This is a genomic window from Prauserella alba (genome assembly GCF_024171735.1).
Taxonomy (GTDB): Bacteria; Actinomycetota; Actinomycetes; order Mycobacteriales; family Pseudonocardiaceae; genus Prauserella; species Prauserella alba.
The window spans coordinates 165,437-187,260 of the sequence record NZ_JAMTCH010000007.1; the positions used below are offsets into that span (position 1 = coordinate 165,437).

The window sequence follows — 21,824 nt, forward strand, 5'->3', positions numbered from 1 at the left end:
GTTGCGTGCTGCGGAGCCCGTGTTGCGTCTTGAGGGGGCCGTGTTGCGTTCTCCGGAACCCGAATTGCGGATTCCGGTGGCGGTGTTGCACCTCGTGTGCGTGCGTTCCTGTATCCGGGACCACCCGGCGTGAGCCGCAGACACAGCGTTCGCCCCACCGGCTGGACTCCCGGTGGGGCGAAACGCCGTCTGCGGAACCGGTTGGCGTGACACGGCAGCGGGATGTGCGGGCACCGAACCCAACGCATCCCCACCCCAGAATCGGCCACGCCGGAATCGGCAACACGAGCCCCGGGAAATGCAACACGAGCCCTCAGGAATGCAACACGGGCCCCGGGGAGCGCAACACGATGTCAGCCCTTGTTCTCGTGGAGCCCGGTGAGGGTGGCACGGCCCAGCGTGTGACCGAACATGTTGAACGACAGGAACGCGGGCCTCGACTCGTCGGGGATGTCGAGCGAATCGACGTCCAATGCGTGCACCACGAAGATGTAGCGGTGCGGGCCGTGCCCGGGAGGCGGTGCGGCGCCGAGGTACTGGCGGACGCCGCCGTCGGTGGTGAGCATCCTGGCGCCCGCAGGCAGGTTCGCGCCGCTCGGGTCGCCCGCGCCGGTGGGCAGTTCGGTGACCGAGGCCGGGATGTTGTACACCGCCCAGTGCCAGAAGCCGCTCACGGTGGGTGCATCCGGGTCGTAGCAGGTCACGACGAAGCTCTTCGTGCCGTCGGGGAAGCCGGACCACGCCAGGTGCGGCGAGGTGTCATCACCTCCGGCGCCGAACAGGCCGGACAGCTGCGGGGTCGGCAGCGCCTGGCCGTCGGCGATGTCGTCGCTGCGCACGTCGAAGCTCGGCACCTGCGGCAGGAAGTCGTAGGGGTTGAAGTTGAACGGCGCGTCGGCCATCTCACGCTCCTCGTGGTCTGGTGGCAGGGCGGAGCCCCCAGGGGCACCTTGGTGGCGCTGAGTGCGACCAAAGTGCCCCTGGGGGCAACGTCGGCCCCAGGGTATGCAGCCGGATGCGGTGCGTCAGGGTGGGCGCGCCGCACACCGCCCCGGGGCGCGGCGCGGCCGGTCGGAATCGCGGCCGGAATCAGGGTCATATCGGGGTTGGCCCCAATGTCGGGGCCGGTGTGGTGGGCCTAGTGTTCTCACAACCACGGCATAGCGAATCGAGGGTCCATGGCAGCTCCGCGAATTCGGCGCCCGGTGCTGGCGATCGGCGGACTGGTGTTCGTCGGCGCGGGCGCGGCGATCGCGTTCGGGGTGTTCGACGAGGAGACCGTGACGCATCGGCAGTCGGTGAGCGGTGTGGCGCGGATCGAGCTCGACAAGGGTGCGGGCGATGTGACCATCCGTGCCGCCGACGTCGAGGCGGCGAGGGTGGTCGAGACCAAGACCTACCGGTGGGGCGACGGCGACCCTGCGTTCGAGGTGCACGACGACGTGCTGACGCTGCCCGACTGCGGCACGTGGTGCACGACCACGCACGAGCTTGTCGTGCCGCGCGGGGTGGCGGTCTCGGGGGACCTCGGTTCCGGTGAGCTCGACGTCAGGGGTGCGGAGTCGCTGGACGTCGAGGCGGGTTCGGGCGGCGCGCGGATCTCGGACGTCGAGGGGGACGCCCGCGTGGATGCCGGGTCGGGACACGTCGAGCTCGCGAACATCGGCGGCACGGTGACCGTCGATGCCGGCTCCGGCGGGATCAGCGGGCGCGGGCTGGCCGGGCCGGTGGAGGCCGAGGCGGGTTCGGGAGAGATCACGCTCGACCTGGACCGCCCCGCCAGCGTCACGGCGTCGACGGGCAGTGGGGACATCGCGCTGACGGTGCCGCGTGCCGATTATCGGCTCGAGGGTGACAGCGGCAGCGGTTCGCGGGAGATCGACGTCGCCACGTCGTCCGGCGCGCGCCACACGCTGTCACTCGACACGGGGAGCGGGGACGTCACGGTCCGTCGTCGCTAGCCGTGCGCCGTCGTCGGGCCGGTCGAAGGGGGTCGTGACCGGCCGGGCTCGTCATGAATTGTCTCGACCAGCCGGCTGTGACAGCCGCGGGAACAAACGTCGCAGGTCGGACGTTATGCTGGCAGAAAGGTTGAGTAGGCGTCACTCAAGTCTGGCTTGACGACTCTCGACCGGTAGCGTTAGAACTTGAGTGAGCCCCGCTCAGGTCTCGGTGATCCGCCGAGTCACCCGGTCAGCCGGGTCGGTGGGGTGTCCACAGGATCAGTAGGAGGGAAAGACACATGGCGCGAGCGGTCGGCATCGACCTTGGTACGACGAACTCGGTCGTTTCCGTGCTCGAGGGCGGTGAGCCGACGGTCATCGCCAACTCGGAGGGCGCACGTACCACCCCGTCCATCGTCGCCTTCGCCAAGAACGGCGAAGTGCTCACGGGGCAGCCCGCCAAGAACCAGGCCGTCACCAACGTCGACAGGACGATCCGGTCGGTCAAGCGGCACATGGGCACCGACTGGAAGACCGAGGTCGACGACAAGGCCTACACCGCCCAGGAGATCAGCGCGCGCGTGCTGATGAAGCTCAAGCGCGACGCCGAGTCCTACCTGGGTGACGAGGTGACCGACGCGGTCATCACCGTCCCGGCGTACTTCGAGGACGCCCAGCGCCAGGCCACGAAGGAGGCCGGCCAGATCGCGGGCCTGAACGTCCTGCGCATCGTCAACGAGCCGACCGCGGCCGCGCTGGCCTACGGCCTCGACAAGGGCGAGAAGGAACAGACCATCCTGGTGTTCGACCTCGGTGGCGGCACGTTCGACGTCTCGCTGCTGGAGATCGGCGAGGGTGTCGTCGAGGTCCGCGCCACCAGCGGTGACAACCACCTCGGCGGTGACGACTGGGACGAGCGCATCGTCGACTGGCTGGTGGACAAGTTCAAGGCGTCCAACGGCATCGACCTGACCAAGGACCGCATGGCGCTCCAGCGCATCAAGGAGGCCGCGGAGAAGGCGAAGATCGAGCTCTCCAGCTCCTCGACCGCCAGCATCAACCTGCCGTACATCACGGTCGACGCGGACAAGAACCCGCTGTTCCTCGACGAGACGCTCTCGCGTGCCGAGTTCCAGCGCATCACCTCCGACCTGCTCGAGCGTGCGCGCAACCCGTTCAACAACGTGGTGCGCGACGCCGGCATCTCGGTCGGCGAGATCGACCACGTCGTGCTGGTCGGCGGTTCCACGCGCATGCCGGCCGTGACCGAGCTGGTCACGGAACTGACCGGCGGCAAGGAGCCGAACAAGGGCGTCAACCCGGACGAGGTCGTCGCCGTCGGTGCCGGTCTGCAGGCCGGTGTGCTCAAGGGCGAGGTCAAGGACGTCCTGCTGCTGGACGTCACGCCGCTTTCGCTCGGCATCGAGACCAAGGGTGGCGTGTTCACCAAGCTCATCGAGCGCAACACGACGATCCCGACCAAGCGCAGCGAGATCTTCTCGACGGCCGACGACAACCAGCCGTCGGTGCAGATCCAGGTGTTCCAGGGTGAGCGCGAGATCGCCGCGCACAACAAGAAGCTCGGCATGTTCGAGCTGACGGGCCTGCCGCCCGCGCCGCGCGGGGTGCCGCAGATCGAGGTCTCCTTCGACATCGACGCCAACGGCATCGTGCACGTCACGGCGAAGGACCTCGGCACCAACAAGGAACAGTCGATGACCATCACCGGCGGCTCCGCGCTGCCGCAGGAGGACATCGACCAGATGGTCAAGGACGCCGAGGCGCACGCCGAGGAGGACCAGCGGCGCCGTGAGGAGGCGGAGACCCGCAATCAGGCGGAGACGCTCTCCTACCAGACCGAGAAGTTCGTGACCGACAACGAGGACAAGTTGCCGGACGAGCTCAAGACCAAGGTCAAGTCGGCGATCGAGGAGACCAACGAGGCGCTCAAGGGCGACGACATCGCCAAGGTCAAGGAGTCCGTCGAGAACCTGAACACGGTCTCGCAGGAGCTCGGCCAGGCGCTGTACGCCAACGCGGGCGCCGAGGGCGCGGCCGGTGCCGACGCCGGTGCGGCAGGAGCGGCGGGCGCCGGCACGGGTGCGGACACCGGGTCCGCCAAGGCCGACGACGACGTCGTGGACGCCGAGATCGTCGACGAGGACGACAAGAAGTGACCGAGCGGGACGAGACCGAAGTCCGGGAAGAGGAGCCGGTCGTCGTGCGGGATCGCCGCAAGGTCGACCCGGAGTCGGGTGACCTGCGCGATCCCGAGGACGGCGAGGCTGTCGAGGTGCCGGCGGGTGATCTCGCGGGTACGGAGATCGGCGGGGCGGCGGACGAGGCCGAGCAGGCCGCGCCCGACGCGGAGTCGGAACTGGCCAAGCAGCTGGAGGAACGCACCGCGGACCTGCAGCGCGTCCAGGCCGAGTACGCCAACTACCGCAGGCGTGCCGACAAGGAGCGGGAGCAGCTCGCGGCTTCGGGCAAGGCGTCGCTGGCCGGCGACCTGCTGCCGCTGCTGGACGACGTCGAGCGGGCCGCCCAGCACGGCGACCTGACCGGCGCGTTCAAGGCGGTGGCGGACAAGCTGGTCGAGGCGCTGGAGAAGGCCGGTCTGGAACCGTTCGGCGTCGAGGGCGACGAGTTCGACCCGAGCGTGCACGAGGCGGTGCAGCACGACACGTCGCCGGAGGTGTCCGGTCCGACCGTGACGACCGTGCTGCGGCGCGGCTACCGGTTCGGTGACCGCGTGCTCCGGGCTGCGCTCGTGGCCGTCACCGACCACGAACCCGGCGAGGCACCCGCCGACGCCGGTCCGGCCGAGTCGGATGCTGTGGCGGCCTCGCAGCCGGGTGCGGAGGTGCCCGGTGCGGACGCACCGATCGACCCACCGGTCGAAGGTGAGCTCCCCATCGACGGCGATGAGCAACGGAACTGACGACAAGCGGAAAGGAGGAGACGCCCGATGAGCGCTCGGGAGTGGCTCGACAAGGACTTCTACCGTGAGCTGGGCGTCTCCTCCGACGCTTCCACGGACGAGATCAAGAAGGCGTACCGGAAGCTGGCGCGGGAGAACCACCCCGACGCCAACCCCGGCAACGCCGAGGCGGAGAAGAAGTTCAAGGCCGTCTCGGAGGCCTACGGCGTGCTGTCCGATGCGGACAAGCGCAAGGAGTACGACGAGGCGCGCGCCCTGTTCGGCTCCGGCCGTACCGGTGGCGGCTTCGGCGGTTTCCCCGGTGGCGGCCCCGGCGGTCCGGGTGGTCCCGGCGGTGCCGGCGGATTCGATCTGGGCGACATCTTCGGCCAGGGCGGCGGCCAGGCGGGCGGCTTCGGCGGACTGGGCGACATGCTCGGCAACCTGTTCGGCCGCAGGGGCGGCGCCGCGGGCGCGCAGCGTGGCCAGCGTGGCAGCGACGTCGAGACCGACGTGCGGATCGACTTCGCCGAGGCGGTCAGGGGCGCGACGCTGCCGCTGCGACTGTCGAGCCCCGCGACGTGCGGTACGTGCGGCGGTAACGGCGCCCGGCCCGGCACGTCCCCGCGGACCTGCCCGACGTGCTCGGGAGCGGGGCTCGTCAATCGCAACCAGGGTGCGTTCGCGTTCTCCGAACCGTGCCCCGACTGTCGTGGCAGCGGGCAGCAGATCGACGACCCCTGCCCGGAGTGCACCGGTGAGGGCGTGTCCACGCGGACGCGCACGCTCACGGTGCGGATCCCACCCGGCGTCGACGACGGCCAGAAGATCCGCCTGGCAGGGCAGGGCGAACCGGGCAAGGGCGGCGCGTCCGCAGGCGACCTGTTCGTCCGCGTGCACGTGCGTGCCGACGACGTGTTCGGCAGGTCCGGCAACGACCTGACGATCACCCTCCCCGTGGAGTTCACGGAGCTGGCGCTCGGCACCACGCTGACCGTGCCGACGCTCGATTCGAAGGTGTCCGTGCGCGTGCCGGCGGGCACGGCCAGCGGGCGCGTGCTGCGGGTGCGCGGCAAGGGAATCGCCAAACGGGATGGCTCCCAGGGCGATCTCCTCGTTACGCTCCAGGTCGTCGTGCCCTCGAAGGTCGACGACGAAGCGAAGGCAGCACTCGAGAAGTACGCCGATGCGGTCGCAAGGCACGATCCGCGACCCGAGATCACTGCGCTGTTGCGCGACAGAGGTGAGTGATGTTCGGTTCAGGTTCGCCGGGGTTCGGCATGCCGTACGGCGCCGACGAGGACACTCCCGTCTTCGTGATCTCCGTCGCGGCGCAGCTGTCGGGGCTGCATGCGCAGACGCTGCGGTCGTACGACCGGATGGGACTCGTCTCGCCCGGCCGTACGACCGGCGGCGGCAGGCGCTACTCCATGCGTGACATCGCCCAGCTGCGCGAGGTGCAGCGGTTGTCACAGGACGAGGGCGTCAACCTCGCGGGTATCAAGCGGATCATCGAGCTGGAGAACCAGGTCGAGGCGCTGCAGGCCCGCGTGACGGAACTCGCGGAGGAACTGTCGTCGGCCTACGCGGCGGCCGAGCAGGCGGCCGCCGCCGTGCACGCGTCCTACCGCAAGGACCTGGTGCCGTTCCGGAAGCAGAACGCCGTGGTCGTCTGGAAACCGGGCAAGCCGAAGCGCTGACGCCCGTTTCCGTGGCGGCGCGGCTGCACCCGGCACCGCGTGTTGTGCATTCGGGGGCCCGTGTTGCGGATTCCGGGGCGCGTGTTGCGGGTTCCGGGGCCGTGGGGCTGTCGACTCAGCGCAGGTGCTTGCCGAAGAATGCGAGCACCCGGCGCCACGAATCCTCGCTGGCCTCGTGGTCGTAGCCGAAGCCGCTGATGCGGGCGACGAGATTGAACGGGCCGAGCGGCAGCTGGTTGGCGAAGCTGTGCCGGGCCTGTGGATACTCCTTGACGTCGTGCGGAACGCTGCGAGCGGTGAGTGCGGTTTCGAGCTCGTCCGCGGCGCCCTTCAACGTCGGGTCCTTCCCGCCGAAGCTGGCGACCACCGGGCACGCGTCGTCGAGTACGGACATGTCCCCGGGCAGCTGCCCGTAGTACGGCGCCGAGGCATCGAATTCGCCGCCGGCTGCCACCAGTGCGAACCCGCCGCCCAGGCAGAATCCCACGATGCCCACGCGGCCGTTGCAGTCGGCGCGTTCGGCGAGGGTGCGGCGCGCCGCTTCGAGGTCGTCGAACGCCCTGCCCCGGCCCGCCAGCATTGCGCGGAACACCGACCGGACACATCGGACCAGCCCGCCGCGCGAGTAGAGATCGGGCGCGAGTGAGACGAAGCCCGCGGTGGCGAAGCGCTCGGTGATGAGGCGAGTGTCCCGCGTCAGGCCGAACACGTCGTGCACGACAACGACGCCCGGCCACGGCCCCGATCCGGCGACGTCGGATTGCGGCTCGGCGAGGTAGGCGTCGATGGTGCCGCCGGTGACCTCGATCGTTGTCTCCACGGGTCCTCCTCGGTCGGATTCGGTGGTCAGTCTTCCGCGTCACGCACGACGAGCGCGATCTGGACGCGGTTCTCGACCGCGAGTTTGCCGAGCACGTTTCCGATGTGTGCCTTGACGGTCGCGACGCTGACGTGCAGCCGCGCGGCGATCTCGGCGTTGCCGAGGCCGTCCGCGATGGCCCTGGCAGTGTCGAGTTCCCGCGCGGTCAGCGTGGCCAGCTTCCCGGCCGCGGCTGCCTGGACGGAGCGCCTGGCCTCCGGCGACCGGGGTCCGGTGGCCGCCGCGATCAGCCGAGCGGTCGCCGCGGGCGACAGTGCCGGGTCACCCGCGGCGACGGTTCGTATCGCATCGACGATCTGCGCGGGCGGCGTGTCCTTGAGCACGAACCCGAGAGCGCCGGCACGCAAGGCACCGAGCACGAAATCGTCCGAATCGAAGGTGGTGAGCACGAGCACTCGGGGCGGCGCGGAGCGGCCCAGGATGGCATCGGTGGCGCTGATCCCGTCCCGGCCGGGCATCCGGACGTCCATCAGCACGACGTCCGGCCGGTGCTGCTCCACCGCGGTGATCGCGGCGTCGCCGTCGGCCGCTTCGGCGACCACCGTGAGGTCCGGCTCGCCGTCGAGCACGAGGCGCAACGCCATGCGCACCAGTTGGTCGTCGTCGACGACGACGATCCGAACCGGATCCCGTTCGTCGTCCACTCAGGACCTCGTTTCGTCGTCGGGACGCGGCCAGGGCAGGCGCGCAGCGAGAAGATATCCACCATCAGCGTTGTGGCGGTGGTCGAGTTGGCCGCCCAGCAGCGTGATGCGTTCGGCCAGACCGAGCAGGCCGAAGCCCGACTCCGGCTTTGGAGACTCCGGCTTTCGTGCGCGCACGCCGGTGGCCGGTGAGTTTCCGACGCTGATCCGCAGTTCGTCGCCTTCCGCTCCCCCTGCGCTGATCTGCACGGCAGCACCGGGAGCGTGGGTTGCGGCGTTGGTCAGTCCTTCCTGGACGACCCGGTAACAGGCTCTGCCGATGGTCTGCGGCGGCGTGCCCCGCACAGTGGTCGTCCACGTGACGTCCAGTCCGGATGCGCGAGCGTCGGCCACCAGGTCCGGGACGTTCTCGACGGTGGGTTGCGGCTGCTCCGGCCGGCCCGGATCGGCACGGAGCACACCGAGCACGTCGCGCAGTTCCTCCAGTGCCCGGTGCGCGCCGTCGGCGATACCGCGGACCATGGCTCGTCGATCGTCGGCAGACAGGTCGGCCCGGTGGTCGAGAACTCCGGCTTGCATGGCGACCAGGGAGATCCGATGTGCGAGCACGTCGTGCATCTCGCGGGCGATGCGATTCCGTTCCCGGGCACGGGCCTGCTCCGCTCGCGCGAGCTGCTCCCGCTCCGCGCTCTCCGCCCTGTGCTGCAGCGAGTGCAGCTCCGTCCGGCGGGCACCTATCGCCACGCCGACGGCCGCGGCGATTCCGGCGACCAGCACGGCGAGCAGGATCTGGAGCCACAGTGGACCGTTCAGTGTGCCCGCCATGCGGAACTCGACGTGAGCTTGCGACGCGGTGGCCGAGACGAGCAGCACCACGGCGATCTCCGACGGGCGCCGGCGGGTGGCGAGCGAACACAGCGCCAGTAGCGCGGCAGCGGCGGCGGCGGTCGAGACCACCGACGCGAGGGTGGTCGCCAGCGCCACCGTGAGTGGGAACCGCCTCCGCCACATGAGGGCAGCCAGGCATGCGAGCCCCACGAGCGGATCGCCGGTGTAGAACCAGGTGTCCGGTCCCGCCGAGTACTGCTGCGCCAGCTGGATGCCTGATACGACCCACAGGAGTGCACCGATCGCGGCGCCCGCGAGGAGCCGCCACACTTGCTGCGGCGGGCTGAGCCGGGGCGCGGCGTCGGTGATCATCCCGGTCAGTATCGCCTCACGCGATATCCCGCGCAGCGGCCGCGAGGATGATGCCGGAACAGACCTGGGTCGGACCCGAGCCTTCGACGCGGGTCGAGGAAGGTCTGGACGCCGGAACGATGTGGACCGCACCGCGCGCCACGAAGAATCGCTGCCGTGATGGCACCGAACGTGGGGGAACACATGCGAAAAGCCGTGACTTGCGTCCTCACCGCCGCTTTCGTCCTGTCGGCGGTTCCCGGGGTATCGGCGGCGGCCGGGTCGGCGGCGCCGGGCGTGCCGTCGGCGATGTCGGCAACACCGACGCAGAACGGGCCGATCGCCGGGGACTCCCTGCGCTGGGGGCCGTGTCCCGGGGAGGTGTCCGCGCCGAGCCTGGAGTGCTCGACGCTGACCGTGCCCGTCGACTATCGGAAACCCGACGGCAGGAAGATCGAGCTCGCGGTGTCGCGCCTGCCGAGCCAGGACCCTTCGAAGCGACGGGGCGTGCTGCTGACCAATCCGGGCGGGCCGGGTGGTCCCGGACTCGGTTATCCGGCCGTGCTGGCCGCGGCCGGGCTGCCGAAGCAGGTGCTCGATTCCTACGACCTCATCGGCATGGACCCGCGTGGGGTCGGCCGCAGCGCACCGGTGACCTGCGACCTCACGGAGCAGCAGCAGGCCCGCGGCGGCTTCCCCCGGTACGCGCACACCGCGGTCGACGTCGTGACCGAGGCCCGGTACGCGCGGACCGTCGCCGAGCAGTGCGCCACCTCGGCGACGGCGTGGATGCTGCCGCACACCACCACCGCCAACACGGCTCGCGACATGGACCGGCTCCGTGCGGCGTTGGGCGCGCCGAAGATCTCCTACCTCGGCGCTTCCTACGGCAGCTACCTCGGCGCGGTGTACACCACGATGTTCCCGCAGCGCAGCGACCGGGTCGTGCTCGACAGCAACATGGGACCCGGCGGCTACGACTACGAGGGCATGCGGTTGTTCGGCCGCGGTTTGGCGGATCGGTTCCCGGACTTCGCGGCGTTCGCCGCCGCCCGCCCCGAGTACGGCCTCGGCAGCACGCCGGCGCAGGTGCGCGCGAAGTTCTTCGAGCTGGCTCAGCGGCTGGACGACGAGCCGGTCCACGGTATCGACGGAACGTTGCTGCGGGGCATCACGCTGGAACAGCTCTACAGCGACGCGCAAATGCCCCGATTGGCCGAGATGTGGCAGGCGCTCGACGAGAAGGGGCCGTTGCCGCCGTCACCGCCGCCCCCGTCGGGTGACATGGAGAACCTGATGTCCGCGCGGCTCGCGGTGACCTGCGGCGACTCGCGATGGCCACGGTCGTTGTGGCGGTACATGCGCAACGTCGCCGTGGACCGCGCGAAATACCCGATGCTCGGCGGTTCGGCGGCCAACATCGGACCGTGCGCGTTCTGGCCCGGCGAACACCGGGAGCCGCCGGTACGCATCGGTGACCGCGGCCCTTCGAACGTGCTCATGGTGCAGAACGAGCGCGATCCCGGGACGCCGCTGGCAGGTGCCTTGCAGCTGCGCCGCGCATTCGGGCAGCGGGCCACGATGGTGACCGCCGACCAGGGCGGCCACGGTGTGTACCCGTTCGGCGGCAACACCTGCGCGAACGACGCCGTGACGGCGTACCTGACGAACGGTGATCGGCCCTCTCGCGATCGCGCCTGCGCCGCTGAGGAGGGCGAATGACCGGCGTGGGCAGCGGATTCCGGGCGTGGCGACGAGAGCGGGCCCTGGGCAGGGTCAAGCCCGGTGACGGGCGGGAGCTGAAGCGGTTCCGGTGGTGGCAGTGGACGCGGCGCGCACTGTTCCACATCCGACTGCCCGACGACGGCAGACAGCTGCTCTACAGCGTCGACGTCCTGCACGGGAAATACGACTCGAACGGTCGGCGGCATGCCGATCTGTATCTCGACGGCAGGCACCACGCCGCTTCGGTTGTCCCGGCGCGGTTCCCCGTGCCCGGCGGCACCATCGAGGTGGCGGCGAGCGGGTTCGGGCTCAAGCGCTGCCACTACGTCACCGCCGAGGGCGCCGAGCACCGGCTCGCCCCGGATCCGGCGTCCGCAGAGGGACGGCGGCTGCGACTCGAACGAGAGCACCCGATGCTGAGCCGTTGGATCGGTGCCGTTTCGGTGAGTGTGCTGTTGGTCGCGTTGCTTGTCCTGCTCACGCAGCTCGCCGAGTCGATCACCCGCGTGCCCGAGATCGCCGAGCACCTCGGCACCTTCAGCGCGCCGGTTGAGCTGCCGGTGTGGGCCAACATCACGGTCACCGTCGCGGCGGCACTGGCCAGTACCGAACGGGCTCTTCGGCTGCGCTACAGCCGACTGCTCGACGGTTCGGTCGGCTGAGCGGACGGGCGCCGAGCGGTGGCGTGAGTCCAGATCACGCGGTGCCGGATGGCAACACGGACGCGGGAATCTGCAACACAGGCCCCGGAAAGCGCAACACGCGGCCCGGAAAGCGCAACACGGGCCCCGGAAAGCGCAACACGCGGGTTTTTCGGGGGTGGGTCATTCCTCGATGAACGGGTCGTAGCGGATCTGGTCCAGGGCCGTGCCCGCGACGAGCATGCGGCTGACGGTCGCGCGGATCATGGCGGGGGAACCCGAGACCAGCACGTCGTGGTCGGCCCACGCGCCGTACGACGACACGACGTCCGCGAGGGTGCCGACCTCGAACCCGGACAGTCCCTCGTCCCGCTCGACCACCGGGTGCACGGTCAGCCACGGGTTCGTCGACGCCATCGAGCGCAGCACCTCCAGCGCGTACAGGTCCTCACGCGCGGCGCCGCCGTAGAAGATCGTCACGTTGGGGTTCTTCCCGAACCGGCCGAGGTCGTCGAGGAGCGATTGCAGCGGGGTGATGCCCGTGCCGCCTGCGATCATGAGGACGTCGCGGCCGGACTCGCGGTCGACGTGCAGTTGGCCCATGGGGGCACCGAACCGCCACACGTCGCCGGGCTGGGTGTGGCTCACGATGCCGCGCGAGACCCACCCGCCCTCGATGGCGCGGACGTGGAACTCGATCGAACCGTCGGGTCGCGGCGCGTTGGCGGGCGACAGGTTCCGCCACAACCGCGGCCGTTGCGGCACCTCGACGCTCAGGTACTGGCCGGGCCGGTACGGGATGTGACGGTCGGGCTCGATCCGCACGAGCGCCAGATCCCAGCTCAGCCTGCGATGTTCGGCGACGGTGCCGGTCCACGACGGCGGGTACTCGTCGGCCTCGGCGGCGTCCTGCATCGAGCGGGCGACGATCGTGAACGCCTCCGCCCACGCACGTTCGACGTCGTCGGTCCAACCGGGTCCCAGTTGCCGTTTCACCGCGGCCAGCAGCGCCGTGCCGATCGCCTCGTAGTGGTGCGTCTGCACGCCGAACTTGCGGTGGTCGCGGCCGAGCTGAACCAGGTACGGCGCCACGTCGTCGGGCCGGTCGACCGACTGCAGGATGTTGACGATCGCGCGGACGAGCTTGCCGCTGCGCACGTCCATGTGGATCGGGAAGAAGTCGCGTGCCTCGGGGGCGAGGGTGAACAGCATCCCGTAGAAGAATTGGGCGACCTCGGGTGTGTGCGGCTCGATCTCGCGCCACGTCTCACGGATGTGGCGGACCATCGTGGTGACGGCCTCAGGGGCATTGCCCGAGTCTGCGACCTTCGGGATCGGGTTGAGCGGCTCGGCTGTCATATCGCGGCACCGGGCTCGGCAAGGCCACCGGGGCCGGGGACACGGCGGTTCCCGGCGTGGTGGCGGGTGTGCTGGCAGTCGATACGCACTGTGATCGTCAGGGCCTTCCGGGGCTAGGCGCGCGCGGGTGACGCGGCGGCCGGCGTGAAAACGCCGGTTGTGATCGAACCACTTCCCGCGGCGGCACGGGGCCGCGGCGAGAAGCTCCCAGTCAAGCTCACTGTCCAATCCGCCTTTCGGTGCGTACGCACGAGATCACCCTAAATTCATGTGCAGCTGCACGGTAGGGCGTAGCGGGTCGCTCGTCCTGTTGTTGCTCCGGATGGGTGGATCATCCGGCTGTTTTGGGGCCTATATCACTTTTGTGGGGGTGAGTCGTCACCGTGAGGTAACGGCTCATTCGTCACTTCTCGTGATCAACTACATCCCCCTTGCGGGGGGTTCTGGGGTGGAACACGAAGCGGCCCGGCACCCAGATTCGGATGCCGGGCCGCTCGAGGTGGGGTCCGCAGCGGAAGCCGCTGGCGGACCGGTCAGACCTTCGTCTTCTCCTTCTTCTGGATCTCCCCGCTGTCGACCTTGCCGAGGAAGTCCTTGACCTCCTTCTTGACCACCGGCAGCAGCAGGTACAGGCCGGTGATGTTGAACAGGGCGAGCAGGAACAGCACTGCGTCGGCGAAATCGATGACCGACTGGAGCGTGAGCACCGCGCCCGCAGCCGACATCACGCAGAACAGCACCTGGTAGATGCGGATCGACACCGTCCTGCGGCCGAACAGGTAGCCCCAGGCCTTCTCGCCGTAGTAGCCCCACGTGATGAGCGTCGAGATGGCGAACAGCACCACGGCGACGGTCAGCACGTACGGGAACCACGGCATCACCGTCGCGAAGGCGTCCGACGTGACCGTCACACCGTCGGGAGCGTCGGCGCCGTTCTGGTTGACGTCGGCGAAGCCCTGGGTCCAGATCGCCGGCTTGGCGATGACGATGGTCAGTGCGGTCATGGTGCAGACGATGACCGTGTCGATGAAGGGTTCGAGGAGGGCGACGAAGCCTTCGGTGGCGGGGTTCTTGGTCTTGACGGCGGAGTGGGCGATGGGTGCGGAGCCGAGGCCGGCTTCGTTGGAGAAGGCGGACCGCTGGATACCGACGATGAGTGCGCCGATCATGCCGCCTGCGACGCCTTCGCCGGTGAACGCGCCGCTGACGATCTCGCCGATCGCCGCGGGAACCGCGGTGAAGTTGGCGAGGATGACCACGAGACACGCGACGATGTAGAGCACGCCCATCGTCGGCACCAGCCGCGACGTGACGTTGGCGATCGACTTGATCCCGCCGATGATCACGATGCCGATGACGATCGCCAGGATGATGCCGAACACGAGCGCCGAGCCGTCGCTGCCGAACAGGCCGTCCTCGCCGCCCGTGACGTCCTTGATCTGCGCGAACGCCTGGTTCGACTGGAACATGTTGCCGCCGATGATCCCGAAGAACAGGATGCCGATGGCGGTGAGCACGGCCAGCACCTTGCCGAGGCCGACGCCGAAGCCGTTCCTGAACCGGTCGGCGATGCCCTTGCTCAGGTAGTACATCGGGCCGCCGGAGACGGTGCCGTCCTCGTGCTCCTCCCGGTACTTCACACCGAGGGTGCATTCGACGAACTTACTGGCCATGGCCAGCAGGCCGGCGCAGATCATCCAGAACGTCGCGCCGGCACCACCGATGGTGACAGCGGCACCGACGCCGGCGATGTTGCCGAGTCCGACGGTGCCGGACAGTGCCGACGCGAGGGCTTGGAAGTGGTTGATCTCGCCGGGCTCGTTCTTGTCCGTGAACTTGCCCCGCACCAGGTCGGTGGCGAGCTTGAACTTCCGGACCTGGATGAACCCGAAGTAGGTGGTGAAGACGATCGCGCCGAGGATCAGCCAGGAGACGATCCACGGGAACGTCACACCGCCGAGCGTGACCTCGGCGAACACGAAGTTGGACAGACCGTCGGCGATGGGGGTGAAGTTGTCCGCGATCCAGCTCTCGACGCCGGCGAAGATTCCCCCTCCGTCCGCCGCGAGGGTGTGGGTGGAGCCGGGCGGGTTCGCCGCCCCGGCTGTGCTCTGCAGATACATGGTCAGGTAGTTGACCTGAACGAATGGTTTAGAGCAAGGAAATCAAACGATTTGTTACGGCGCGTTATCGCAACGCGGTGTATCGGACGGCTTCGCTACGTCACTCGATGCAGGTGAGAGCGGCGAACGGGGCAGTCTCGAAGGTCGGCCGTCCGGAGGAATGTTATGTGTCCCCGTTCACATGGACCCCCGAAAGTGGCCCGGTGATGATCACCGTCGGTACCCTGCGCCGCCCGGTCGGTCCCCACGGAGAACGCCCCCGGCGCACTGTCTGCGATCAGTGCATCCGGGGGCGTTCGGGTCGCCGAACCCGGGCGATACGTGCCGGGCCGGTGTGTGTCAGCTCTGCGGTTCCTTGTCGGTGCGCTGGATCTCGCCGGTCTTGAGCTTGCCGAGGAAGCCCTTGACCTCCTTCTTCACGACCGGCATCAGCAGGTAGAGCCCGATGATGTTGAACAGCGCCAGCGAGAACACTACGGCGTCGGCGAACGACAGCACGCTGCCGAGCGTGAGCACGCAGCCCACGACACCGGTCAGGCAGAACAGCACCTGGTAGATGCGCTCACCGACGCGCGACCTGCCGAACAGGAACGTCCACGCCTTCTGGCCGTAGTAGCCCCACGTGATCATCGTCGAGATGGCGAACAGCACCACGGCGACGGTCAGCACGTACGGGAACCAGGGCAGCACGGTGCCGAACGCCTCGGACGTGATCGTCACGCCCTGCTCGTTGTCGGGTGCCTCCCCGCCCGCGGCCACGGTCGCCTTCGTGTTGAGCCACATCTGCGGGCTGGCGATGACGATGGTGAGTGCGGTCATGGTGCAGACGACGACGGTGTCGATGAAGGGTTCGAGGAGGGCGACGAAGCCTTCGGTGGCGGGGTTCTTGGTCTTGACGGCGGAGTGGGCGATGGGTGCGGAGCCGAGGCCGGCTTCGTTGGAGAAGGCGGACCGCTGGAAACCGACGATGAGTGCGCCGATCATGCCGCCTGCGACGCCTTCGCCGGTGAACGCGCCGCTGACGATCTCGCCGATCGCCGCAGGCACGTGCCCGATGTTCATGACGATCACGAGCAGGCACGCCGCGATGTAGACGACCGCCATCGCAGGCACGAGCCTGCCGGTCACGGCGCCGATCGACTTGATCCCGCCGATGATCACGACGCCGATGACCAGTGCCAGCACGATGCCGAAGATGAGGGCGGAGCCGTCGCTGCCGAACAGGCCGTCGTCACCGCCGGTGACGTCCCGGACCTGCTGGAAGGTCTGATTGGCCTGGAACATGCTGCCGCCGGCGATGCCGAAGAACAGGATGCCGATCGCGGTGAGCACGGCCAGCACCTTGCCGAGGCCGACGCCGAACGCGTTGGGGAATCGCTCGGCGAGGCCCTTGCGCAGGTAGTGCATCGGGCCACCGGAGACGGTGCCGTCCTCGTGCTCCTCCCGGTACTTCACACCGAGGGTGCATTCGACGAACTTGGTGCACATGCCGAGCAGGCCAGCCAAGATCATCCAGAACGTCGCACCCGCGCCACCGATGGTCACGGCGACACCGACACCGGCGATGTTGCCGAGACCAACGGTGCCGGACAGCGCCGAGGCCAGCGCTTGGAAGTGGTGGATCTCGCCCGGTTCCGACTTGTCGGTGTACTTGCCCCGCACAATCTGCGTGGCGAGCTTGAACCGGCGGAACTGGATGAATCCGAAGTAGATGGTGAAGATGGCGGCCGCGAGGACCAGCCACGCCACGATCCAGGGGAAGGAGACGCCGAACACGCTGATCTCGGCGAACACGAAGGCCGAGAAGCCGTCCGAGATCGGCGTGAAGACGTCGTTGATCCAGGTTTCGATCGAGGAGAGGAACTCGCTCTCAGCCGCTAGGACGTGGGTGTCTCCCGACATCGGCGGCGAGCTGGTGGAGACTGCGCTCGGTACAGGCATGACGTAAAGGTTGACCCGTACGGTCTCTGTCAAACAAGGTTTTCCGCCGGTTTGTTACGCCGAGTCGTTAAAACGGCTGACTTAAATATGTGCCAAGCGTGCAAACCGCCATAATCGGACACCTTCGGTAGCCGGTGCTCCACCCTCAGCAGTCCTGCGTGCGCTCCTCGGTGAGGTGCACCCTCTGGGTTGGCTCGGGCGCGCCCGGGTTCAGGGTCGACTCCACGCTGTCCTCGCCCACCTGCCGACACCGGATCGCTCTCTTGACAGTGTCGACTCCCCCGCGTGTAGCCGCCGCGCTGGTCCACCCCCGGCGTGCCCTGCCCCTGTCACGGCGTGGAGCGCGCAACGTGGGTCTGCGGGGGTCGCCCCGCAAAGGTTGAGTGGAACAAACTCAACTTTTCTGACGTTGTCCTACATGGCGGCGCTCGAACTGCGAGGCTGCTCCTAGTGCTGACGATCCAGAGGTGAGGGGATGGACGCTTTCAATCCGACCACGAAGACCCAGCAGGCGATCTCGTCGGCGGCGCAGGCCGCGACGATGGCCGGCAATCCGGAGATCTCGTCCGCGCATCTGCTCGGTGCGCTGCTGTCCCAGTCGGACGGGCTGGCGGGCCCGCTGCTGACGGCCGTGGGAGCCGATCCCCAGACGATCCACTCCGAGCTGGAGCCGATCGTCGCGAAGCTCCCTGCTGCGACGGGTTCGACCGTGTCTTCCCCCAGTTTCGACGGTCACGCGGTGAAGTCGCTGACGCATGCCCAGAAACTGGCCACGGAGCTGGGTGACGAGTACGTCTCGACCGAGCACGTCCTGGTGGGGTTGGCCGCCGACGGCGGCCCGGTGTCGCAGCTGCTGAGCCGGAACGGTGCGACGCCCGAGGCGTTGCGGGACGCGTTCACACAGGTGCGCGGTTCGGCGCGGGTCACGAACCCCGATCCGGAGGGTACGTATCAGGCGCTGGAGAAGTACGGCGTCGACCTGACCGAACTCGCCAAGGCGGGCGAGTTGGACCCGGTCATCGGCCGGGACCCGGAGATCCGCAGGGTGGTGCAGGTGCTGTCGCGCCGGACGAAGAACAACCCGGTGCTGATCGGCGAGCCGGGTGTCGGCAAGACGGCGATCGTCGAGGGGCTGGCGCAGCGGATCGTGGCCGGTGACGTGCCGGAGTCGCTGCGCGGCAAGCGGGTCGTGTCGCTCGACGTCGGTTCGATGGTGGCGGGGTCGAAGTACCGCGGTGAGTTCGAGGAGCGGCTGAAGGCCGTGCTCAAGGAGATCAAGGACTCCGAGGGGCAGGTCGTCACGTTCATCGACGAGCTGCACACGATCGTCGGCGCCGGTGCCTCCGGAGAGGGCGGCAGCATGGACGCCGGCAACATGATCAAGCCGATGCTCGCGCGGGGCGAGCTGCGCATGGTCGGTGCGACGACGCTCGACGAGTACCGCAAGCACATCGAGTCCGACGCCGCGCTGGAGCGCCGGTTCCAGCAGGTCATGGTCGGTGAGCCGTCGGTCGAGGACGCGATCGGCATTCTGCGGGGGCTGAAGGAGCGGTACGAGGTGCACCACGGGGTGCGCATCACCGACAGCGCGCTGGTCGCGGCCGCGACGCTGTCCGACCGCTACATCACGGCGCGGTTCCTTCCTGACAAGGCGATCGACCTGGTCGACGAGGCGGCTTCGCGGCTGCGCATGGAGATCGACTCGCGTCCGGTGGAGATCGACGAGGTCGAACGGGCGGTGCGCAGGCTCGAGATCGAGGAGATGGCGCTGTCGAAGGAGAGCGACGCCGCCTCGAAGGACCGGCTCGGGGCGTTGCGGGCGGAACTCGCGGAGAAGCGTGAACAGCTGAGCGCGTTGACCGCACGGTGGCAGAACGAGAAGGGTTCGATCGAACGTGTCCGCGAGCTGAAGGAGCAGTTGGAACAGCTCCGCGGCGAGGCGGACCGCGCCGAACGCGATTCCGACCTCGGGCGTGCCGCCGAACTGCGCTACGGCCGCATCCCGCAGTTGGAGAAGGAGCTCGACCAGGCGACGGAGGCGTCGGAGGCCGCCGAGTCCGCACCCGACGTGATGCTCAAGGAGGAGGTCGGCAGCGACGACGTTGCCGACGTCGTCAGCGCGTGGACCGGTATTCCCGCCGGCAGGTTGCTCGAGGGCGAGACCGGCAAGCTGCTGCGCATGGAGGAGGAGCTGACCGGGCGCGTCGTCGGGCAGGCCGACGCGGTGAAGGTCGTTTCCGACGCGGTGCGCAGGGCGCGTGCGGGGGTGGCCGATCCGGACCGGCCGACGGGGTCGTTCCTGTTTCTCGGGCCCACCGGTGTCGGCAAGACGGAGCTGGCGAAGGGGCTCGCCGAGTTCCTCTTCGACGACGAGCGCGCCATGTTGCGGGTCGACATGAGCGAGTACTCGGAGAAGCACAGCGTCGCGCGGCTGGTCGGCGCTCCCCCGGGATACGTCGGGTACGACCAGGGCGGCCAGCTCACCGAGACCGTGCGCAGGCGGCCGTACTCGGTGGTGCTGCTCGACGAGGTGGAGAAGGCGCACCCGGACGTGTTCGACGTGCTGTTGCAGGTGCTCGACGACGGCAGGCTCACCGACGGTCAGGGCCGCACCGTCGACTTCCGCAACACCATCCTCGTGCTGACGTCGAACCTCGGGTCGCAGGCCATCGCCGACTCCGCGCTGGACGAGCGGCAGCGCCGGGACGCGGTCATGTCGGTGGTGCAGTCGCACTTCAAGCCGGAGTTCCTCAACCGGCTCGACGACATCGTCGTGTTCAACGCGCTCGGCACCGAGCAGCTCGGCGAGATCGTCGACATCCAGGTCGCGCGGCTCGGCAGGCGGCTCTCGCAGCGCAGGCTGACGCTCGACGTGTCGCGGGCGGCACGGGACTGGCTGGCACTCAACGGCTACGACCCGGTGTACGGTGCGCGGCCGCTGCGGCGGCTCGTGCAGTCGGCCATCGGTGACCAGCTGGCCAAGCAGCTGCTCGCGGGTGACATCCGGGACGGCGACACGGTGCGGGTCGAGGCGCCCGAGTTCGAGGCCTCGGGATCGCTGGTCGTCACCCGGGGTTCGTAATCGGACGGATGAGACGGCGTGCCGCCCGGCCTGCCTCTTCGGTGTGGCGGGCCGGGCGGGATACGCTGCTCGCGTGGGTATTCCGGCGTGGATCTGGTTCGTCATCGCGGCCGTCGCCGCCGTGGCGGGTCTCGCTCTGCTGATGACCGACCGCGCGCGCGAAAGCTCCCGCAACCGGGAACGCGCGCGCTGGGCCGAGCTGCGCGGCTGGCAGTACGTCGACGAGGACGAGGAGCTGCCGCGCGAATGGTCGGGCGGTGCGATCGGCTACTTCGGCGCAGAGGCCGCTGTGAACGTGGTCGCAGGCTCGACGTTCACCTCGGACGGCAGGCGCCCGGTGTTCGTGTTCGACATCGTCGCCGACGGCGTCATCCCCTCGGTGATCGTGGCCGTACGCTGCAACCGCGTACAGCCGGTACTGCTCGAACTGTGGCTGGCGAGCGTGCCGTTCCAGCGCACCGAGATGCCGGAGCTGCTGGGGCCGGTCGGCCAGCGGTACGCGTTCGCCGACGACGTGGCAGCGGGCCGCGCGCTGGTCACGCAGGAGCTCGTCGAAGCGGCCGACGCGCTCGGCGGCGACGTCGGTGTCGCGTGGATCGAGCAGGAATGGGTGCTTGCCAGCGTCGCGCCCAACGTCGGCCCTTCGCGGTTGGAGCGCCTGCTGCGTGATCTCGGCGAGATCGCCGACGTCATCGACCCCTCGGAAGAGGCGATGGAGGAGCGGTACGTGCCGGCGCAGGCGCCCGGCGTCGAACCGCCCGCCGCCGAACCGCTGGCCGCCGATCCGTCCGACCCCGAGGTCGACGAGCCCGGCGTGAACGCCCCCGGCAACGGTGTCAACCGCTGATGCCGACAGCCGTCATCACCGGCGCCACGTCCGGCATCGGTGCCGCGTTCGCGCGCGAACTGGCCGCTGAGAGCTACGACCTCGTGCTCGTCGCGAGGGACGACACGCGCCTGCGCACCCGGGCGGACGCGCTCGTGGAGGGCTACGGCGTTTCCGTCGACGTGCTGGCCGCCGATCTGGGGACGGCCGAGGGGCGAGCTGCCGTCGAGGAGCGGCTGGCAGCCGGTGTCGACCTGCTCGTCAACAACGCGGGGCTCGGACTCGCGGGCGAGTTCTGGACCGCATCGCCCGAGCAGCTGCAACACCAGCTGGACGTCAACGTCACGGCGGTGCTGCAACTGACCCGTGCCGCCGTGCCCGCGATGCGCGAGGCGGGCGGCGGCGACGTCATCAACGTCTCCAGCGTTGCGGGCTTCTTCTCCGGCCGTGGCTCGACGTACACGGCCAGCAAGGCGTGGGTGACGTCGTTCTCCGACGGCCTGGCGTCCGCACTGCGTGGTTCGGGCGTGCGGGTCATGGCGCTGTGCCCGGGATTCACCCACACCGAGTTCCACGACCGTGCCGGGCTGGACAAGTCCGGTCCGAAGGGCATCTGGCTGGAGGCCGACGCCGTCGTGGCCGAGGCGCTGTCGGACCTGCGGCGCGGCAAGGCCGTCTCGGTGCCGGGCAGGCAGTACAAGTTCGCGGTGGCGATCGGGAAGCTGTTGCCGCGTGGGCTGATCCGCCGTCTCGGCGGGCTGTTCGCCGGCCGCGACCGCACCTGAACGAGGCCGCAGGCATCTGCCTCGGCTGCGGCGGTGCGGGACACCGCCGGGTGTCGCCGAAGGATGCGCGGCCGGG

The 21,824-nt window shown here is 69.1% G+C and carries 17 protein-coding genes; 10 read left to right on the forward strand and 7 right to left on the reverse strand.

The annotated features are described in order from the left end of the window. Window positions 1–353: 353 nt before the first annotated feature. On the reverse strand, window positions 354–902 hold the full coding sequence (locus LY12_RS22785) for a YbhB/YbcL family Raf kinase inhibitor-like protein (protein ID WP_253859504.1): 549 nt from the start codon (window positions 900–902) through the stop codon (window positions 354–356). Window positions 903–1,178: 276 nt separating this feature from the next. Between LY12_RS22785 and LY12_RS22790 the strand changes: the two genes are divergently transcribed. The 5 genes from LY12_RS22790 to LY12_RS22810 all read left to right on the forward strand — a co-directional run bounded on the left by LY12_RS22790 (window position 1,179) and on the right by LY12_RS22810 (window position 6,563). Then, window positions 1,179–1,961, forward strand: a complete 783-nt coding sequence (locus tag LY12_RS22790) for a DUF4097 family beta strand repeat-containing protein (protein ID WP_253859505.1) — start codon at window positions 1,179–1,181, stop codon at window positions 1,959–1,961. Between the two features lie 281 nt (window positions 1,962–2,242). Beyond that, entirely contained in the window at window positions 2,243–4,120 is a 1,878-nt protein-coding gene (gene dnaK / locus LY12_RS22795; RefSeq protein ID WP_253859506.1) for a molecular chaperone DnaK, read from the forward strand. Then, window positions 4,117–4,884, forward strand: a complete 768-nt coding sequence (grpE, locus tag LY12_RS22800) for a nucleotide exchange factor GrpE (RefSeq protein ID WP_253859507.1) — start codon at window positions 4,117–4,119, stop codon at window positions 4,882–4,884. Before dnaK ends, grpE begins: the two co-directional genes overlap by 4 nt. A 27-nt stretch (window positions 4,885–4,911) precedes the next feature. Beyond that, a complete protein-coding gene (dnaJ, locus tag LY12_RS22805) occupies window positions 4,912–6,114 on the forward strand; it encodes a molecular chaperone DnaJ (RefSeq protein WP_253859508.1) in 1,203 nt (400 codons plus the stop codon). After that, window positions 6,114–6,563: a heat shock protein transcriptional repressor HspR gene (locus LY12_RS22810; protein ID WP_301303080.1), complete on the forward strand. Its 450-nt coding sequence runs from the start codon at window positions 6,114–6,116 to the stop codon at window positions 6,561–6,563. Before dnaJ ends, LY12_RS22810 begins: the two co-directional genes overlap by 1 nt. A gap of 115 nt (window positions 6,564–6,678) precedes the next feature. On the opposite strand, the gene LY12_RS22815 is transcribed toward LY12_RS22810, so the two are convergent. Genes LY12_RS22815 through LY12_RS22825 form a run of 3 tightly spaced genes read right to left on the reverse strand, consistent with a single transcriptional unit; the run spans window position 6,679 to window position 9,287 of the window. Then, a complete protein-coding gene (locus LY12_RS22815) occupies window positions 6,679–7,383 on the reverse strand; it encodes a dienelactone hydrolase family protein (protein WP_253859509.1) in 705 nt (234 codons plus the stop codon). Between the two features lie 26 nt (window positions 7,384–7,409). Next, complete coding sequence (locus LY12_RS22820; protein WP_253859510.1) at window positions 7,410–8,087, reverse strand: response regulator transcription factor; 678 nt, start codon at window positions 8,085–8,087, stop codon at window positions 7,410–7,412. Beyond that, window positions 8,088–9,287, reverse strand: a complete 1,200-nt coding sequence (locus tag LY12_RS22825; protein WP_253859511.1) for a sensor histidine kinase — start codon at window positions 9,285–9,287, stop codon at window positions 8,088–8,090. Window positions 9,288–9,470: 183 nt separating this feature from the next. Here LY12_RS22825 and LY12_RS22830 point away from each other — a divergent pair, with 183 nt between their 5' ends. After that, window positions 9,471–10,988 carry an alpha/beta hydrolase gene (locus LY12_RS22830; RefSeq protein WP_253859512.1) on the forward strand — a complete coding sequence of 506 codons (1,518 nt, stop codon included), beginning with the start codon at window positions 9,471–9,473 and terminating at the stop codon, window positions 10,986–10,988. After that, window positions 10,985–11,653, forward strand: a complete 669-nt coding sequence (locus LY12_RS22835; protein WP_253859513.1) for a hypothetical protein — start codon at window positions 10,985–10,987, stop codon at window positions 11,651–11,653. The genes LY12_RS22830 and LY12_RS22835 overlap by 4 nt, the downstream gene beginning before the upstream one ends. Before the next feature lie 162 nt (window positions 11,654–11,815). Here the strand turns inward: LY12_RS22835 and LY12_RS22840 are convergent, their stop codons facing one another. The 3 genes from LY12_RS22840 to LY12_RS22850 form a co-directional block, all read right to left on the reverse strand. Next, entirely contained in the window at window positions 11,816–12,991 is a 1,176-nt protein-coding gene (locus tag LY12_RS22840; protein ID WP_253859514.1) for an FAD-binding oxidoreductase, read from the reverse strand. Window positions 12,992–13,524: 533 nt separating this feature from the next. Next, entirely contained in the window at window positions 13,525–15,114 is a 1,590-nt protein-coding gene (locus LY12_RS22845; RefSeq protein WP_253859515.1) for an alanine/glycine:cation symporter family protein, read from the reverse strand. Between the two features lie 339 nt (window positions 15,115–15,453). Further along, on the reverse strand, window positions 15,454–17,055 hold the full coding sequence (locus tag LY12_RS22850; protein ID WP_253859516.1) for an alanine/glycine:cation symporter family protein: 1,602 nt from the start codon (window positions 17,053–17,055) through the stop codon (window positions 15,454–15,456). Between the two features lie 475 nt (window positions 17,056–17,530). Between LY12_RS22850 and clpB the strand changes: the two genes are divergently transcribed. From clpB to LY12_RS22865, 3 genes are all read left to right on the forward strand, one after another. Continuing rightward, window positions 17,531–20,137 carry an ATP-dependent chaperone ClpB gene (gene clpB, locus LY12_RS22855; RefSeq protein ID WP_253859517.1) on the forward strand — a complete coding sequence of 869 codons (2,607 nt, stop codon included), beginning with the start codon at window positions 17,531–17,533 and terminating at the stop codon, window positions 20,135–20,137. A 73-nt stretch (window positions 20,138–20,210) separates the two neighbouring features. After that, entirely contained in the window at window positions 20,211–20,984 is a 774-nt protein-coding gene (locus tag LY12_RS22860) for a TtfA family protein (RefSeq protein WP_253859518.1), read from the forward strand. Beyond that, window positions 20,984–21,748, forward strand: a complete 765-nt coding sequence (locus LY12_RS22865; protein ID WP_253859519.1) for an SDR family NAD(P)-dependent oxidoreductase — start codon at window positions 20,984–20,986, stop codon at window positions 21,746–21,748. Before LY12_RS22860 ends, LY12_RS22865 begins: the two co-directional genes overlap by 1 nt. Window positions 21,749–21,824: the final 76 nt, after the last annotated feature.

Excerpts from the sequence above, each read along its gene's own strand:
- LY12_RS22785 (WP_253859504.1), bottom strand. The coding sequence starts at position 902 with ATGGCCGACGCGCCGTTCAACTTCAACCCCTACGACTTCCTGCCGCAG.
- LY12_RS22790 (WP_253859505.1), top strand. The coding sequence starts at position 1,179 with ATGGCAGCTCCGCGAATTCGGCGCCCGGTGCTGGCGATCGGCGGACTG.
- dnaK (WP_253859506.1), top strand. The coding sequence starts at position 2,243 with ATGGCGCGAGCGGTCGGCATCGACCTTGGTACGACGAACTCGGTCGTT.
- dnaJ (WP_253859508.1), top strand. The coding sequence starts at position 4,912 with ATGAGCGCTCGGGAGTGGCTCGACAAGGACTTCTACCGTGAGCTGGGC.
- LY12_RS22810 (WP_301303080.1), top strand. The coding sequence starts at position 6,114 with ATGTTCGGTTCAGGTTCGCCGGGGTTCGGCATGCCGTACGGCGCCGAC.
- LY12_RS22825 (WP_253859511.1), bottom strand. The coding sequence starts at position 9,287 with ATGATCACCGACGCCGCGCCCCGGCTCAGCCCGCCGCAGCAAGTGTGG.
- LY12_RS22830 (WP_253859512.1), top strand. The coding sequence starts at position 9,471 with ATGCGAAAAGCCGTGACTTGCGTCCTCACCGCCGCTTTCGTCCTGTCG.
- LY12_RS22835 (WP_253859513.1), top strand. The coding sequence starts at position 10,985 with ATGACCGGCGTGGGCAGCGGATTCCGGGCGTGGCGACGAGAGCGGGCC.
- LY12_RS22840 (WP_253859514.1), bottom strand. The coding sequence starts at position 12,991 with ATGACAGCCGAGCCGCTCAACCCGATCCCGAAGGTCGCAGACTCGGGC.
- LY12_RS22845 (WP_253859515.1), bottom strand. The coding sequence starts at position 15,114 with ATGTATCTGCAGAGCACAGCCGGGGCGGCGAACCCGCCCGGCTCCACC.
- LY12_RS22850 (WP_253859516.1), bottom strand. The coding sequence starts at position 17,055 with ATGCCTGTACCGAGCGCAGTCTCCACCAGCTCGCCGCCGATGTCGGGA.
- clpB (WP_253859517.1), top strand. The coding sequence starts at position 17,531 with ATGGACGCTTTCAATCCGACCACGAAGACCCAGCAGGCGATCTCGTCG.
- LY12_RS22865 (WP_253859519.1), top strand. The coding sequence starts at position 20,984 with ATGCCGACAGCCGTCATCACCGGCGCCACGTCCGGCATCGGTGCCGCG.